Source organism: Frankia sp. BMG5.60 (assembly GCF_059428125.1).
The window spans coordinates 5,515,535-5,530,732 of record NZ_CM182091.1; the positions used below are offsets into that span (position 1 = coordinate 5,515,535).

The following is a 15,198-nucleotide window of genomic DNA, read 5'->3' on the forward strand; positions in this document are numbered from 1 at the left end:
CCAACCACGGCTCACCCGCTCCGGGTGGGCTCCCCCGCCGCAACCCGCCGCCCCGGACAACACCGGGATGCGGCGCCGGCGGCCGGCCCGCTCTCGGCCGCTCCCCGTCGGCGCCGCACTTCGCGGCGCCCCATTTCCCCGACGCAGCTCCTCGCCGACGCAGCTCCACGCCGACGCAGCTCCACGCCGATGCCGCTCCTCGCCGACGCAGCTCCTATGTCGACGGGGAGGTGGAGGTCGGCCGGGCGGTCGGCGGCGCCGAGGCCGGCCGGCTGGTGATCCGGCGAGGATGGGCGAACGTGGCCCGGGCGGCCTCCCGTGGCCACACGGTGCGTGACGCGCCGTCCTGCCACTGCACGATCGGGATCTGGTGGCCGACCTGCAGCCCGGTCGCCTCGTCCAGCCGGAACCGGCCGAGCAGCGTCGTCGTGTCGATGCCGCGGGCGGCGGCGAGCACGGAGGCGTCCTGCACGCCTCCGCAGAACCGGATCGCCCGCCCCAGGATCAGGCCGGTGACGTAGGCCCAGGCGGCCGTCTCCGTCGGCGCGACGCCGTGCAGGGCGGTGTAGTCGGCGGTGAACTCGCGCGCCGTCGGCCCGGTGGCGGTCAGCTGGGTGCTCTCCGGCATCCAGCTTCCCGGGGCGAGCAGTTGCTCGCGCAGGTCGCCGAGGCTGGCGGTGGCCTGCGCGCTGACGGCGGTGGAGAACGCCGCCGCCCGCCACGGCCGGCGCAGCAGGATGTTCGCCGCGGCCAGCTCGTCGTCGGGGCTCGCGTGCACGATGAGAACGTCGCCCGGGGGTAGCCGGGTCGCGGCGAGCGTGGCCTTTCCCGGCGCGAAGACGTGCGAGGCGACCTCGAACGCCTGGGCGGTGGCGGCGGCTCTGGCCACCGAGGTGATCTCGACCGCGGTGTCGCCCGAGGCGAGCAGGACGACCTTGCGGGCCCGCCGGTCGACCGCCCGCACCGCCGCGAGGACCCCCCGTGGCCAGGTCGAGGTGGCCGCGGCGATGTTGACGACGTTGGGGAATGCCTGCCGGACGAACCTGGTCGACGGCGCCCCCGTGTTGAACACCACCCGGTCGGTCGCCGCACAGGCAGCCAGGGCCGCCCGGTGGCCGTAGGGCCCGAGCAGGGCGTCCGGACGGGCGGCGACGGCGGCGCGCATCGCGGCCGCCGGGTCGGGGTAGGCGTCATACGCGGTGAGGCTCACCTCGTCCCAGGGGGCGGGGAGCCGCTCATCGCGCGCCCACAGGGTGACGCCGCGCAGGCCGGCCAGGCCCTGGGCGGCGTCCGGCCCGGTCAGCGGGGTGACGAGGGCCACGGTCAACGGCGTCGTCATCGGCAGGAATCCTCGCAGTCGCTCACCAGATAAGCGTCCCATGCTTGATAGGCGCATTCTTCGGCGCGCCCGGCAGCGGCCGTAGACTTCACCGGACGCGGAAGGATGGGTGAGGTGGCGCGAAACTCTGACCGGGCGGGCGAACCACCGCCGCCGCCCGATCCCCTGCCGGTGGCCGTCGTCGACAGCCACTGCCACCTCGACCTCATGGACACCGAGGTGGACGCCGCGATCGCGGCCGCCGTCGCCGTCGGCGTCACCCGGGCCGTCACCGTCGGGGTGGACCTGCCGACGAGCCGGTGGCAGGCCGACGTCGCCGACGCCCATCCGGAGCTCTACGCGGCCGTGGCCATCCACCCCAACGAGGCCGCCCACGGGGTGAGCGAGGAGACGTTCGCGGCCGTCACCGAGCTTGCCCGCCGGGACAAGGTCCGGGCCGTCGGCGAGACCGGGCTGGACTACTTCCGCACCCCGCCGGAGGCGCACGCCGCCCAGCAGGAGAGTTTCCGCCGGCACATCGCGATCGCCAAGGAGACCGGCCGTGCCCTGATGATCCACGACCGGGACGCGCACGAGGACACGTTGCGCATCCTCGCCGAGGAGGGCGCTCCGGACACGGTCGTCTTCCACGCCTTCTCCGGCGACGTCGAGATGGCGAAGGTCTGCGCCGACGCCGGCTACGTGATGTCCTTCGCCGGCAACGTGACCTTCAAGAACGCGGCGAACCTGCGCGAGGCGGCCGCCGTCGCCCCGGCCGAGCTGCTGCTCGTCGAGACCGACGCGCCGTTCCTCACCCCGGTGCCCTGGCGGGGCCGGCCCGGTGGCCCCTACCTGATCCCGCTGACGCTGCGGGTGCTCGCCGAGACCAGGGGCGTGGGCGTCGCCGAGCTCGGCGCGTCGATCGCCGCCAACGCCGAGCGGGTGTTCGGGCCCTGGTAGGCACCGACGCGCTGCTCGCGCCCGCCGAGCTGCGGGCGCTGGCGCACGCGCTGGACCTGCGGCCGACGAAGCGCCGTGGGCAGAACTTCCTCGTCGACGCGAACACCGTGCGCCGCCTGGTGCGCCTGGCCGACGTCGGTCCGAGCGACACGGTCCTGGAGATCGGTCCGGGTCTCGGTTCGATGACCCTGGGGCTGCTCGGCACCGCCGGCGCAGTCGTGGCCGTCGAGGTGGACGCGCCGCTGGCCGCCGCCCTGCCGGTGACCGTCGCCGCCCGGCTGCCCGCCGAGGCCGCGGCGCGGCTGCACGTGGTGCTCGCCGACGGGCTGCGGCTGGGACCGGCGGACCTGCCCGTGGGCGTGCCCGCCCCGGACGTGCTCGCCGCGAACCTGCCCTACAACATCGCGGTGCCGCTGCTGCTGGGCGTGCTCGAACGGCTGCCGTCGCTGCGCCGCGGCCTGGTGATGGTGCAGGCGGAGGTCGCCGACCGGCTGACGGCGCCGCCCGGCAGCCGGGTGTACGGCGCGCCCAGCGTGAAGCTGGCCTGGTACGCGCGCAGCCGCCCGGCCGGCGGTGTGCCCCGCCCGGTCTTCTGGCCGCAGCCGAACGTCGACTCCGGGCTGGTCGCCTTCACGCGCCGGACCCCGCCGGCGCCGGCGGAGCTGCGCGCCGAGGTGTTCGCCGCCGTCGACGCCGCGTTCGCGCAGCGCCGCAAGACGCTGCGCACCGCGCTGGCCCCCTGGGCCGGCTCGCGCGCCGCCGCGACGACCCTGGCGGAGGCGGCCGGGGTGGATCCCGGCGCCCGGGGCGAGACCCTCGACGTCGAGGCCTTCTGCCGCCTCGCCACCGCCCGCGTCGCCGCCGAGCGCGAGTCGTCGGGGTGTTGAGGGCGGCGCGCATCGGGTTGTGTCGGTCGCGGGTCCTGGGGCCTGGTTCGGCCGGCTAGCGGTTCCTTGCCTTTCCGGGGGTTCTGTGTCCGTCTCGTCCCTCTGGAAAAGGCAAGGAAGTGAGTCGGGGAGAGGTCCGGTCAGAGGGAGGCGATGCCGACGGCGCGGCGGACGCCTTCGAGGACGGGGCGGGCCCGGTCGCGGGCCTGCTCGGCGCCGGCGGCGAGGATGGCGTCGAGCTCGCTGCCGGGGGCGACAAGCGCCTCGTACTGCTCACGCAGCGGCGACAGCCAGGCGTTGACGGTCTCGAACAGGGCGTTCTTCAGCTCGCCCCAGCCGGTACCGCCCTGCTCCAGGCGGGTCCGCATCTCCTTGATCGCCTCGGGGGTGGCGAAGTTCTCGAACAGCGCGAACGCCGCCGAGGCGTCCGGGTCCTTCGGCTGGTCCACCGGTGTGCTGTCGCTCACGATGCCGCGGATGAGCTTCCGTAGCTGCTTCTCGGGGGCGAACAGGGGAATCGTGTTCTTGTAGGACTTGCTCATCTTGCGCCCATCGGTTCCGGGCAGTGCCCGCGCCGAGATACCGGCCGGATAGATTCCCTCCGGAATCCTCAGGCTGAAGACGTCGCCGAAGAGATGGTTGAACGAGCCGGCGATGTCGGCGGCGTATTCGACGTGCTGCGACTGGTCCTGCCCGACGGGCACCACGTCGGTGTTCATGATGAGGATGTCGACAGCCATCAGAATCGGGTAGTTGAACAGGCCCATGTTGATCCCGGCGTCCAGATCCGCCACGCCGGACTCGGCGTTGCGGTCACGGGCGGCCTTGTAGGCGTGCGCCCGGTTCATCAGGCCCTTGCCGGTGACGCAGGACAGCACCCAGGACAGCTCGAAGATCTCGGGGACGTCGGACTGGCGGTAGAAGATCGTGCGCGCCGGGTCGAGGCCGAGCGTGATCCAGGTGGCCGCCACCGACCGGGTGTAGCTCGCCAGCTCCCTGCGGTCGCGTATCGACGTGAGGGCATGGTAGTCGGCGATGAAGTAGATCGACTCGTAGGCCGAGGTGAGCTCCAGCGAGGGCCGGATCGCTCCGATGTAGTTCCCGAGATGCGGCTCGCCCGTCGGCTTGATGCCGGTCAGCGAGACCTTCGGCTGTTGCGCTGCCATGGCTGCGCAGTCTACGGAGGTGGCCCGCGCCGCCGGCCCGGCAGGCCGCGTGGGTCGGGCGGCGTCCCGGGTCGAGCCCGTGACGCCGCCGACCCACGGCCGTCAGGCGTCCCCGCCGAACAGGCCGGTCACGGAGCCGTCCTCGAAGACCGCCTTGATCGCGGCGGCCAGCAGCGGGGCGATCGACAGCTCGGTGATCTTGTCGATCCGTGCCTCGCTGGGCAGCGGCAGGGTGTTCGTGAGGACGACCTCGCCGATCTCGGAGTTCTTCAGCCGGTCGGCCGCCGGCCCGGACAGCACGCCGTGCGTCGCCGCCGCGATGACGTGGGCCGCCCCGTGCTCCTTGAGCGACTCCGCCGCCTTCGTGATCGTGCCGGCGGTGTCGATCATGTCGTCGACGATGACGCAGGTGCGGCCGCGGACCTCACCGACCACGTCGAACATCTTCACCTGGTTGGGCACGTCGGGGTCACGCCGCTTGTGGATGATGGCCAGCGGGCAGCCCAGCCGGTCGGTCCAGCGCTCGGCCACCCGCACCCGGCCCGAGTCGGGGGCGACGACGGTGACCTCCGAGGTGTCCAGCTTGTTCTCGATGTAGTCGGCGAGTAGCGGGAGTGCGAAAAGGTGGTCGACCGGGCCGTCGAAGAAGCCCTGGATCTGCGCGGTGTGCAGGTCGACCGACATGAGCCGGTGCGCACCGGCGGTCTTGAACAGGTCGGCGACGAGCCGGGCGGAGATCGGCTCGCGGCCGCGGTGCTTCTTGTCCTGGCGGGCGTACGGGTAGAACGGCGCTACCACGGTGATCCGCTTGGCGCTCGCCCGCTTCAGGGCGTCCACCATGATCAGTTGCTCCATCAGCCAGGTGTTGACCGGCGCCGAATGGCACTGCAGGACGAAGGCGTCGCAGCCGCGGACCGATTCGGAGAAGCGAACGAAGATCTCGCCGCTGGCGAACTCGTAGGCGTTCGTCGGCACGGGTTCGACGTCGAGTGCGGCCGCCACCTCCGCCGCGAGGCCGGGGTGCGAGCGTCCCGCGAAGAGCATCAGGTTGCGCCGGTTCTCGGTCTGGTAGGCCACCGCGTTCTCCTCGGACGTGACGGATGATCAGGCTGGGGTGCGCGACATGTCGGCCCGTCGAGCCGCCCGACGCCGGGGCCGGGTCGGGGGCGCCGGCAGGCCAGTGGGCGGGCAGTCGCGGGGTCGGCCGGGCTGCGGGCGGTACGGGCTGCGGGCGGGGACGGGTGGTGGGCGGGCGTGTCTCGGGCTTACCCGGTCCGGCGCCCGTAAGCGGGACGCGGCCGGTCGCGGGTCCGCCGCCGCCGTGGGGCCGTCGGCGGCACGCCTGCGCGCGGGGTGTTGCTCCGCGCTGCCCGCCGGCCTGCCCACGTGGCCGGACCGATGGGGCGGTGTGCATCCCCCCGCTGGTCAGAAGGTTGGACCGACGCCTCTACGTTCTGCTTCCCGCTCCGGGAACGCCAGCGATCCCGGCCTCGCCTCCGCGGGTGTGCGTCAAGTCACCCCGACTGTGCGGGCCTGCGTCGGGGGTGCCGACCTCGGGCGCTTGCGTTCCGCGGGAGTCGGCTGCGAGGGCGTCGGCTGCGCGGGAGTCGGCTGCGAGGGCGTCGACCGGCGTCGCCGCGTCGGGGACGGCGGGAACCGGCGAGGCACCGGCGGCGGCCGCGGCCCGCGCGGCCGGGCTGCCGGGTCGGCGCCGCTCCGTCCAGCCCTCGATGATCCGCTGCCGCCCCTCGCGGATGGCAAGCGCGCCCGGCGGCACGTCCTCCCGGATGACGGAACCGGCGCCCGTGTAGGCGCCGTCCCCGACGGTGACCGGGGCGACGAGCATCGTGTCGCTGCCGATGCGGACGTCGGAGCCGATGACGGTGCGGTGCTTCGCGACGCCGTCGTAGTTCACGAAGACGGTCGTGCAGCCGATGTTGCTCCGCTCGCCGACGACCGCGTCGCCGACGTAGGCGAGGTGGGGGACCTTCGTATGGTCGCCGAACTCGGCGGACTTCGTCTCGACGAAGGATCCGATCTTGCCCTCCCGGCCGAGCCGGGTGCCGGGGCGCAGGTGGCTGTAGGGGCCGACGGCGGCGCCGGCGCCGATCTCGGCCCGGTCGGCCGTGGTCCGCACGACGCTCGCCTCCGCGCCGACGATCGTGTCCGTGAGGGTGCACTCGGGCCCGACGGTGGCGCCACGCGCCAGGTGAGTGTGCCCGCGCAGGAAGGTGTTGGGGGCGATCGTCGTGTCCGGCTCCAGGGTCACGTCCGCATCGATCCAGGTGGTGGACGGATCCACGACGGTGGTGCCGGCCTTCATCGCCGCGACGACGAGCCGGTCGCGCAGCGCCCGACCGGCGGCGGCGAGCTGGATCCGGTCGTTGACCCCGGCGGCCTCGACCGGGTCGGCGACGACCCTCGCCGCGACCGGGCTGCCGTCGCCGACCAGTAGCCCGACGACGTCGGTCAGGTACTCCTCGCCTTGAGCGTTCTCCCTGGTCAGCCGGGCCAGCGCCGCCTGGAGTGGGCCGGCGCGGAACGCGTAGACGCCGGTGTTGATCTCGCGGATGGCGGCCGTGGCGGCGTCGGCGTCGCGGTGCTCGATGATCGCCCGGACCCCGCCCGCGGCGTCGCGCACGACCCGGCCGTAGCCGGTGGCGTCGTCCAGGACGGCGGTCAGCACGGTCGCCGCGGCGCCCTGGGCATGGTGATGGCCGGTGAGGGCGGCCAGCGTCTCCCCGGTGAGCAGCGGGGTGTCGCCGGGGAGCACGACCACCGTGTCGTCGGGGGCGAGCCCGTCGAGCGCCGCCAGGGCGACCCGAACGGCGTGGCCGGTGCCGTGCTGACGGTCCTGCACGACGGTGACGACCGCCGGGGCCTGCTCGGCGAGCATGGCCGCGACCTGCTCCCGGCCGTGGCCGACGACGACGGCGGTGCGGGGCGCGGCCAGGGTGCCGGCGGCGTGCAGCACGTGCCCGAGCAGGGTTCGCCCGGCGATGCTGTGCAGCACCTTCGGTGTCGTCGAGCGCATCCGTCGACCCTCGCCCGCTGCCAGGATGATGACGGCGGCCGGACGTGGTGATGTCACGCGATCTCCCGAATCTTCGGCCTGCACGACGATGGGGCGACGGGGACCACACTACCGCGACCTGCTGGCCGGGCCTGGGGAGGTGACGACCGCCGGTAACACGCCGGGCGCCGTCCGCGGGGGAACACACCGGCCGGCCGGCGGGGAACGACCCGACCGAATCCCCGCCGAAGCCCTCGGCCGAGCGCGGAGAATGGGGTGCGACGGCGGTCCGGCCGGCGCGGCGGTACTTCCCGGCGATTCTTTGTGATGGTATTACTGGTAGTGCTCCGATAGTGCTCCGCCGCCACGACTCGAACGTGGACTAAGAGAACCAAAATCTCCTGTGCTGCCGATTACACTACGGCGGACCGCGGGGAAAACATGGCAACTCTACCATCGTGGGGTGGCTCGGAAGGTAAAAGTAGGGTCGCGGACCACTGTCCCGCGGGTCGGGCCGCGCCGCGGTCCCCGCCGACCCGGCACAGCCCGATGCATCGGGCTCCCGCAGCGACCGGGGCGCACCACACCACCGTCGCGCCGCTGCGGGGCATGCCGCCCGAAGTAGGCGGCGTCGGGTGCCGTCGCGGTCGCCCGGACAGGTTCCGGGCACGGCTGCCGGTCGCCCTCCGGGGTGGTCCGGGTGGGGGCCCCGGAGCGGCGGGTACCCCCACGAGACGTAGACCTTTCGGGCGGCGCCGGCCGGTGGGTCGACGGCGGTGCCGGCAGGCCGGGCGGCCGGGCCGCCGTGTCGGGTGGCCCGTTTGCGTGGTGGACGCCGGCAATGGGGACTGTTGTCACATCGGCGGGCTACCGTGGCCGGTGGAGTGCCGGCGCAGTGGACCTGCCGCGATGGACGGGACGAGGCGATGACCGCTACCGACACGGTGACACCGAGCGACAATCGGGCGCCGGATGACGACCGGGAAACGACTGCGGGGCAGGCTGTCGGCCGCGCCGATCCCGCCAACAGCCGGGGCAACGCCACCAGGCCCAGGTCGATGGCGAAGGCTCGGGCCGAACAGATCATCATGGTGACGACGATCGTCGTTCCGCTTGTCGCGGTGGTCGCCGCGATACCCGCGCTGTGGGGCCGGTGGATCTCCTGGCACGACGTCGTCCTTGCCCTGATCTTCTATGCCATCAGCGGGCACGGGGTGACGGTCGGATTCCACCGTTACTTCACCCACCGTGGTTTCAAGACGTCCCGGCCGATGCGCATCGCGCTCGCCGTCGCCGGCAACATGGCGATCGAGGGCCCGGTGATCCGCTGGGTGGCCGACCACCGGCGCCACCACGCCTTCAGCGACGCCGAGGGCGACCCGCACTCGCCGTGGCGCTACGGCCCCGGCACGTGGTCGATGATGAAGGGCCTCTACCACGCCCACGTCGGCTGGCTGTTCGACGTCGAGCAGACCGACCAGCGCCGCTTCGCCCCCGACCTGCTGGATGACCCGGACATCGTGAAGGTCAGCCGCTCGTTCGCCGGCTGCGCCTTCGTCAGCCTCGCCGCGCCGGCGATCATCGGCGGCCTCTGGGGCGGCTCGTTCGAGGCGGCTGCGCAGGCGTTCTTCTGGGCGGGCCTCGTCCGGGTCGCCACGCTCCACCACGTCACCTGGTCGGTGAACAGCATCTGCCACGTGCTCGGCTCCCGGCCGTACCGGTCGCGGGACCGTTCGGCCAACGTCTGGCCGCTGGCTCTGTTGTCGATGGGGGAGTCCTGGCACAACCTGCACCACGCCGAGCCGACCTCGGCCCGCCACGGCGTGCGCCCCTGGCAGATCGACACCAGCTTCTACATCATCAAGTTGATGGAGGCGCTGCACCTGGTCTGGGACGTGCGCTGGCCCGATCCGGCCCGCCTCGCCGCCAAGCGCGTCACCGCCGACACGACCGCCTGAGCCGGCTCAGGCGGTCTCAGGCGGCTCAGGCGCCTCAGCCCTCCAGCTCGGCGGCGAGGGTCAGCCACGCCTCCTCGGTGCCGTCCTTGTCTGCGACGACGGCGCGCAGCTCGGCGTCCAGCGCCAACAGGCGCTCATGGTCGGTCGCCGCCTCGGCGAGGGCATGGTGGAGCTCCTGCTCCCGTCGGGTCAGCCGGTCGAGGGCGCGTTCGAGGCGGGTCAGTTCCTTGCGGGCGGCCCGCAGCTCGCTGCCGGACCGGGACGGCCCGGTCACCGTGCCGGCGGCGGCCGCTGCCGTGCCGGATGCCGCCGTGCCGGCCGCTGCCGTCGCGGCGGCGGAAACGCCCGGCGCGGTCTCGCCGGTCCGGGTGCCACCCGCGCCACCCCGGCCAGCTGCGCCACTCGTCCCGCCCGCGGCGACCCCCCGGGCCGGCGGGGCCGAGGCGGCGGTCTCCAACCCGGCGGCGCGGCGGGCCAGGTACTCCTCGATGCCGCCGGGCAGCATCCGCAGGTGGCCGTCGCCGAGCAGAGCCATCGTCACGTCACAGGTGCGCTCGAGGAAATACCGGTCGTGGCTGACCACGACCAGAGTGCCGGGCCAGGAGTCCAGCAGGTCCTCCAACGCGGTGAGCGTGTCCGTGTCGAGATCGTTCGTCGGCTCGTCCAGGAGCAGGACGTTCGGGCGGGCCATGAGCAGGCGCAGGAGCTGCAACCTGCGCCGTTCGCCACCGGAGAGGTCGCCGACCCGGGTCCACTGCCGCGACGACGGCAGGCCGAACTGCTCCAGCAACTGCCCTGCGCTGCGCTCCCGGCCCCGCTCGACCTCCAGCACCCGGCCGACCTGCTCGACGGCCTCCAGCGCGCGCAGCGACGCCGGGAGCTCGGCGACCTCCTGGGACAGCAGCGCCGGTCGGACGCTGGCCCCGACCTTCACCCGCCCAACGTCCGGGACGACGTCGCCGAGCAGGGTGCGCAGCAGCGTCGTCTTGCCGGCGCCGTTGACGCCGACCAGCCCGATCCGGTCGCCCGGACCCAGCAGCCAGGTGATGCCGTCGAACAGGGTGCGGTCCCCGATCCGGACGGTGAGGTTCTCCGCGTCGTAGACATCCTTGCCGAGCCGGGAGGCCGCGAAGCTGCGCAGCGCCATCGTGTCGCGGGGCGGCGGCTCGTCGGCGATCAGGGCGTTGGCGGCGTCGATGCGGAACCGCGGCTTGCTGGTCCGGGCGGGGGGCCCGCGGCGTAGCCAGGCGAGCTCCTTGCGCAGCAGGTTCTGCCGGCGGGCCTCCGTCGCATCCGCCCGTCTGGTCCGTTCGGCCCGGGCGAGGACGTAGGCGGAGTAGCCGCCCTCGTAGGCGTCGACACGCCCGTCGACGACCTCCCACACCCGGCCGCACACCTCGTCGAGGAACCACCGGTCGTGGGTGGCGACGAGCAGGCCGCCGCGCCAGCCGGCGAGGTGGCCGGCGAGCCAGGCCACCCCCTCGACGTCGAGGTGGTTCGTCGGCTCGTCGAGGATCAGCAGGTCGAGGTCCTGGACCAGGAGCCGGGCCAGCGCCACCCGCCGACGCTCGCCGCCCGACATCGGGCCGAGCACGTCGTCGAGGCGGTCCAGCAGGCCGAGGCCGGCGAGCACGCCGCGGCGGCGCGGGTCCGCCGCCCATTCGTGCTCCGCGCCGGTGCCGACCACGACCTCGCGGACCGTCCGGTCGGCGGGCAGCACGTCCGCCTGGGCCAGCGAGCCCACCCGGGTCGAACCCGCGTGGACGACCCGGCCCGCATCCGGCTCCGCCTCGCCCGCGATGATCCGCAGCAGGGTGGACTTGCCGGCGCCGTTGCGCCCGACCACACCGATCCGCTCGCCGGTGCCGACACCGAGACTCACCTGGTCAAGCAGGGTGCGGGTGCCGAAGGCGGCGTCGACGTTCTCCAGGCTGACCAGGACGGGGCTCACGGCCCTCCGCCCGACCCGTCCGACCCGTCCGCGTCGTCCGGCCCCTCCAGCACCCTGGCGCCGGCCGCCGGCCCGGAGGCCCGACGCACGGCCCGGGCGACGCCCATTCCGGCCAGGCTCGCGGCCAGGTCGATGCTCTCGGTCGCCCCGGCGGCGAGGAAGGCGCAGGTCGGCCCCGAACCGCTCACGATGGCCCCGACGGCGCCGAGCTCGCGGCCGGTCTCCAGGACCCGGCGCAGCCCCGGCCGCAGCCGCAGCGCCGCCGGCTGCAGGTCGTTGACGAGGGCCGCCCCGAGCTGGGCGGGGTCGCCGGTGCGCAACGCCGCCAGCACGTCGTCGGCGGGGGTGGGTCCGGTGCGCAGCCGGCCCTCGGACAGTTTGTCGAACTCGGCGTAGACGGCCGGGGTGGACAGGCCGCCGTCGGCGAGGGCGAACACCCAGTGGTACTCGCCCGTGGCGAGGACGTCGGTGAGCTGCTCGCCGCGGCCGGTGCCCAGCGCGGTTCCGCCGGTCAGGGGGAACGGGACGTCGCTGCCGAGCCGGGCGGCGAGGCCGGCGAGGGCGACCCGGTCGAGGCCGGCCTGCCACAGCGCGTCGAAGGCGACGAGCGCCGCCGCCGCGTCCGCGCTGCCGCCGGCCATGCCCGCGGCGACCGGAATGCCCTTGGTCAGGGTCAGGTGCACCCGCTCCGAGGTGATGCCCGCGGCCTCGGCGACCAGGTGCGCCGCGCGGACGGCGATGTTGTCACGGCCGGTGGGGACGATGGACACGTCGGGGGTGGTCGTGGCCGGGCCCTGCGCGGCCGGGTCGGCGCCCTCGCCCGAGACCTCGACGGTGACCACGACCCCGTCCTCTTCACCGGGGGCCGTCGAGGGCGGCCCGTCGAGCGCCGTGGGATCGAGTGCCGTGGCGGTCAGGTCGTCGAACAGCGAGACGGCCTGGAGCACGGTGATCACATCGTGGTAGCCGTCCGGCCGCAGCGGGCCGACGCCGAGATGCAGGTTGACCTTGGCCGGGGCCCGGACGGTCACGGCAGCGGTGCCGGCTCCCGCGCCTTGGCGCGGGCCCGGGTGGGATCGAGGCAGCGGATGCTCCTTCGCTCGGACTCACTCAGGCTCACTCGTGCGTGCGGCTCTACTCGTTGCGTGCGGCTCTACTCGTGCGTGCGGCTCTACTCGTGCGTGCGGTCCCGCCCGTACGGGCGGGGCGACCGGCCGGATCCAACCTATCCGCGGGTCCGGAGCGTATGACTGTCCACCCACGGGGTACATGGGAGAGCGGGATGCCTGGCTGGTGAAATCGGGCGGTCCGCGGCGTGGGTGACCCCGTCGGGGAGGGCTCGCTCGTGCTTTGTGCGCTACCCCGCCCGGTTGGACCTGGCCCTTCACACCTTTCCCCGGCTCCCCATGATGTCCGGCCCGCACGTGCGTCGCCGCCGAGTCCTAGCTGGCCTGCGGTGACCCGGTCGGACCCGACCCCAGCGGGCGGACGGCAGCCTGACACCGGGTGGTGCCCCGCGACCACCGCCTATCGGGGGCGTCGTAAACCACGAAAGGGAGCACCATGACCACGACCACCAGCTCCGGAACCACGACGACCGGCGCCGGGACCTCGACCAGCGCCGGCCATGCGGATTCGCCGGCGACCGGCGCCCCCGGGCGGAGCACTGTGCCGGACCGCAAGCACGCGACGGAGCTCATCAGCGAACTGGGCCGCACGTCGATCGCGGACGTAGTGGTCCGCAAGATCGCCGGAGTGGCGGCTCGCGAGGTCGCCGGCGTACACAAGCTGGGCTCCGGCGGCGCCCGGGCGGTCGCCTCGGTGAAGGCCCGCATCCCCGGCGCGTCGGCCAGCGTCGCGCAGGGCGTCGCGGTCGAGGTCGGCCAGCGGCAGGCGGCCGTCGACCTGGACGTGGTCTGCGACTACGGCGTCTCCATCGTCGACCTGTCGCAGTCGATCCGGCGCAACGTCGTCAGCTCCGTGGAGGGGATGACCGGGCTGGAGGTCACCGAGGTCAACGTTGCGGTCGACGACGTCTACATCGCCGAAGACAGCCAGGAAGAGACCCGGCGGGTCGAGTGAGCCCGGTCAGGACGGGGGATCCCGCCGCCTGGTTTCGCTGGGATCCCGACCGGGTCGCGGCGGCGGTGGCCGCATGCCCGGGGGTGACGCGGCTCGTCGGCGCTCCCGCGCCCGCGGCCCTGAGCATCCCGGCGCGCCCCAGTGCGTCGCCCGCCGGCAATGCCGACGTGGCAGCCCGCACCGACGACGCCACGGCCGAAGGCCCACGGGCGGGCGCGGCGCGGGGCTGGTTCGGGGCGGCCGAGGTGGCGACGTACCTACCGGGCCGCCGAGTCGTGGGGGTACGGGTACGGGCTGACCGGATCCTCGTGCAGGTCGACTGCCGCTACGGCGAGCCGCTGCCCGATCTTGCCGGCCGAATCCGGGCCCAGGTGCTCGGCGCCGCACCCGACTGCCCTCGGGTGGACGTGATCATCCGCGATCTCGACCCCCCGGCCGGGTCGGCCTCGCGCGACTGGCGAACCTCGGTCGATCCGTCGCGGACGGGGGATGGCGAGGAGCCGTGGGTCTGGCCGCCGTGACTCCCCGGAACGCGGGAGACGAAGGCCGTCCGGATGCCCGGGCTGACGCTGACGCGGCCCGGCGCCGGGCGGAGATTCGTGCCTTCGTCCGGACGCATCACCCGGACCGCGGCGGAGACCCGGACGCCTTCGCCGCGGGCCTGCGGGCGCTGCGTGCGGGATCGTCGGCCACCGGCCGGTCGACCACCGGCCGGTCCGCTACGGGCCGGTCGACCACCGGCCGGTCGGCTACGGGCTCGCCGGCCAGGGCCGACTCGCGTCCCACGGCCTACCACCGGCGCACCGTGCCCGAGCACCTGGCCGCCTGGGTGGCGGACCGCGGCCGGGGCTGGTGCGGCGCCGCGCGGCGGCGATGGCCTGACCTCAGGGCGAGCTGGCCGGGTCACGGGGCGGCCCGGTCGGGCGTTGAGGGGCGATGGAAGGTCCTCGGAGCGCGATGGGGCCATCGGCTCGGCGTCCGCTGGGTACACCGACGAGAGGCTCCGAGAGCACAGCGTGGTTCCCGGGTCCGCTGACGCGACACCCCCCGGATGGAGCGTGGCGGTGCCTTACGCCATGTGACGATCGCACCAATGGCCCCTTCCTGACCCGTCCGAGGGGCACGTCGGACGTACCACCCGACCGGACGGGTCGTGGACCGGAAGGGGCGTCACCATGCGAGCTGCAGCACTCGGTCTGATCACCGGCCTCATCGCCGGGCTCGCTCTCGCCTTCGGCGGGTTCGGCGAGTTTCTGATCGTCCTCGTCTTCGGCGCGGTCGGGCTGGTCGTCGGCAAGGTCGTCGACGGTGATCTCGACATCACCCGTTACGTGGGCGGGGACCGGCGCCGGAGCCGGCGTTGACGACCCCGTCCCGGCCCGACGCCCGCACGCGCCACGGGGGCGCGGCCGGTGCGGGGTCGCTTCGCGTCGCCGACCGGGTCGTGGAGAAGATCGCCGCGATGGCCGCTGCGGACGTGTCCGGGGTCACCGGGCCGCCACGGAGGCTCTCGCGGCGCGGGGGTTTCCGGCGGCGTGGGCATGCCCGCAGACCCCGGGTGGACGCCCGGGTCGAGGGCGGCACGGTGCGGCTGACCATGACGTTCTCCGTGCGGTACCCGAACCCCGTCGGCGAGACCGCCGAGCGGGTGCGGGGCGAGGTGCGGGAACGGGTCGCGGCGCTCGCCGGTGTGCGGGTCGCTCGTCTCGACATCGAGGTGCCCTCCCTGAGTCCCGGCGGCGGCGAACCGGACGGCTGATCCCCGGCGGGTGCCCGCGGTCACCCCGCTCCTGATCGTCAACCGGCTGCCGTTCCGCGGGCTTCGGTGTCCGTCTTGTCCTCACGGGTTCGGTGCCGTTTCGT

13 protein-coding genes are annotated in these 15,198 nt (G+C 74.0%); 7 read left to right on the plus strand and 6 right to left on the minus strand.

Translation table 11 applies throughout. The features are described from left to right. Positions 1-214: 214 nt before the first annotated feature. Complete coding sequence (locus tag AC5R91_RS22620) at positions 215-1,339, minus strand: ABC transporter substrate-binding protein (protein WP_495393322.1); 1,125 nt, start codon at positions 1,337-1,339, stop codon at positions 215-217. A gap of 114 nt (positions 1,340-1,453) precedes the next feature. On the opposite strand from AC5R91_RS22620, the gene AC5R91_RS22625 reads away from it, so the two are divergent. Both AC5R91_RS22625 and rsmA read left to right on the plus strand, forming a co-directional pair. Continuing rightward, the gene (locus tag AC5R91_RS22625; protein ID WP_495393323.1) at positions 1,454-2,278 is read left to right on the plus strand and encodes a TatD family hydrolase; all 825 of its coding nucleotides are present in this window, start codon (positions 1,454-1,456) and stop codon (positions 2,276-2,278) included. Positions 2,279-2,385: 107 nt separating this feature from the next. Then, positions 2,386-3,165: a 16S rRNA (adenine(1518)-N(6)/adenine(1519)-N(6))-dimethyltransferase RsmA gene (gene rsmA, locus AC5R91_RS22630; RefSeq protein WP_495393324.1), complete on the plus strand. Its 780-nt coding sequence runs from the start codon at positions 2,386-2,388 to the stop codon at positions 3,163-3,165. Positions 3,166-3,305: 140 nt separating this feature from the next. On the opposite strand, the gene AC5R91_RS22635 is transcribed toward rsmA, so the two are convergent. From AC5R91_RS22635 to glmU, 3 genes are all read right to left on the minus strand, one after another. Then, positions 3,306-4,331 carry a tryptophan--tRNA ligase gene (locus AC5R91_RS22635; protein WP_495393325.1) on the minus strand — a complete coding sequence of 342 codons (1,026 nt, stop codon included), beginning with the start codon at positions 4,329-4,331 and terminating at the stop codon, positions 3,306-3,308. Between the two features lie 102 nt (positions 4,332-4,433). Then, positions 4,434-5,408 (minus strand): ribose-phosphate diphosphokinase, encoded by a 975-nt coding sequence (locus AC5R91_RS22640; RefSeq protein ID WP_495393326.1) that lies wholly within the window; start codon positions 5,406-5,408, stop codon positions 4,434-4,436. 370 nt (positions 5,409-5,778) lie between these two features. Beyond that, on the minus strand, positions 5,779-7,422 hold the full coding sequence (gene glmU / locus AC5R91_RS22645; RefSeq protein WP_495393327.1) for a bifunctional UDP-N-acetylglucosamine diphosphorylase/glucosamine-1-phosphate N-acetyltransferase GlmU: 1,644 nt from the start codon (positions 7,420-7,422) through the stop codon (positions 5,779-5,781). Positions 7,423-8,270: 848 nt separating this feature from the next. On the opposite strand from glmU, the gene AC5R91_RS22650 reads away from it, so the two are divergent. Beyond that, a complete protein-coding gene (locus AC5R91_RS22650; RefSeq protein ID WP_495393328.1) occupies positions 8,271-9,302 on the plus strand; it encodes an acyl-CoA desaturase in 1,032 nt (343 codons plus the stop codon). A gap of 34 nt (positions 9,303-9,336) precedes the next feature. Here AC5R91_RS22650 and AC5R91_RS22655 read toward each other — a convergent pair whose 3' ends face one another. Continuing rightward, positions 9,337-11,253, minus strand: coding sequence for an ABC-F family ATP-binding cassette domain-containing protein (locus tag AC5R91_RS22655; RefSeq protein WP_495393329.1), 1,917 nt, complete (start codon positions 11,251-11,253; stop codon positions 9,337-9,339). After that, positions 11,250-12,284, minus strand: a complete 1,035-nt coding sequence (locus AC5R91_RS22660; RefSeq protein WP_495393330.1) for a 4-(cytidine 5'-diphospho)-2-C-methyl-D-erythritol kinase — start codon at positions 12,282-12,284, stop codon at positions 11,250-11,252. The genes AC5R91_RS22655 and AC5R91_RS22660 overlap by 4 nt, the downstream gene beginning before the upstream one ends. Before the next feature lie 532 nt (positions 12,285-12,816). Between AC5R91_RS22660 and AC5R91_RS22665 the strand changes: the two genes are divergently transcribed. From AC5R91_RS22665 to AC5R91_RS22680, 4 genes are all read left to right on the plus strand, one after another. Beyond that, positions 12,817-13,335, plus strand: a complete 519-nt coding sequence (locus tag AC5R91_RS22665) for an Asp23/Gls24 family envelope stress response protein (RefSeq protein WP_495393331.1) — start codon at positions 12,817-12,819, stop codon at positions 13,333-13,335. Further along, the gene (locus tag AC5R91_RS22670; protein WP_495393332.1) at positions 13,332-13,856 is read left to right on the plus strand and encodes a hypothetical protein; all 525 of its coding nucleotides are present in this window, start codon (positions 13,332-13,334) and stop codon (positions 13,854-13,856) included. The genes AC5R91_RS22665 and AC5R91_RS22670 overlap by 4 nt, the downstream gene beginning before the upstream one ends. A gap of 654 nt (positions 13,857-14,510) precedes the next feature. Then, positions 14,511-14,699, plus strand: coding sequence for a DUF2273 domain-containing protein (locus tag AC5R91_RS22675; protein ID WP_495393333.1), 189 nt, complete (start codon positions 14,511-14,513; stop codon positions 14,697-14,699). After that, on the plus strand, positions 14,696-15,094 hold the full coding sequence (locus tag AC5R91_RS22680; RefSeq protein ID WP_495393334.1) for an Asp23/Gls24 family envelope stress response protein: 399 nt from the start codon (positions 14,696-14,698) through the stop codon (positions 15,092-15,094). The genes AC5R91_RS22675 and AC5R91_RS22680 overlap by 4 nt, the downstream gene beginning before the upstream one ends. The last annotated feature ends 104 nt before the right edge of the window (positions 15,095-15,198 follow it).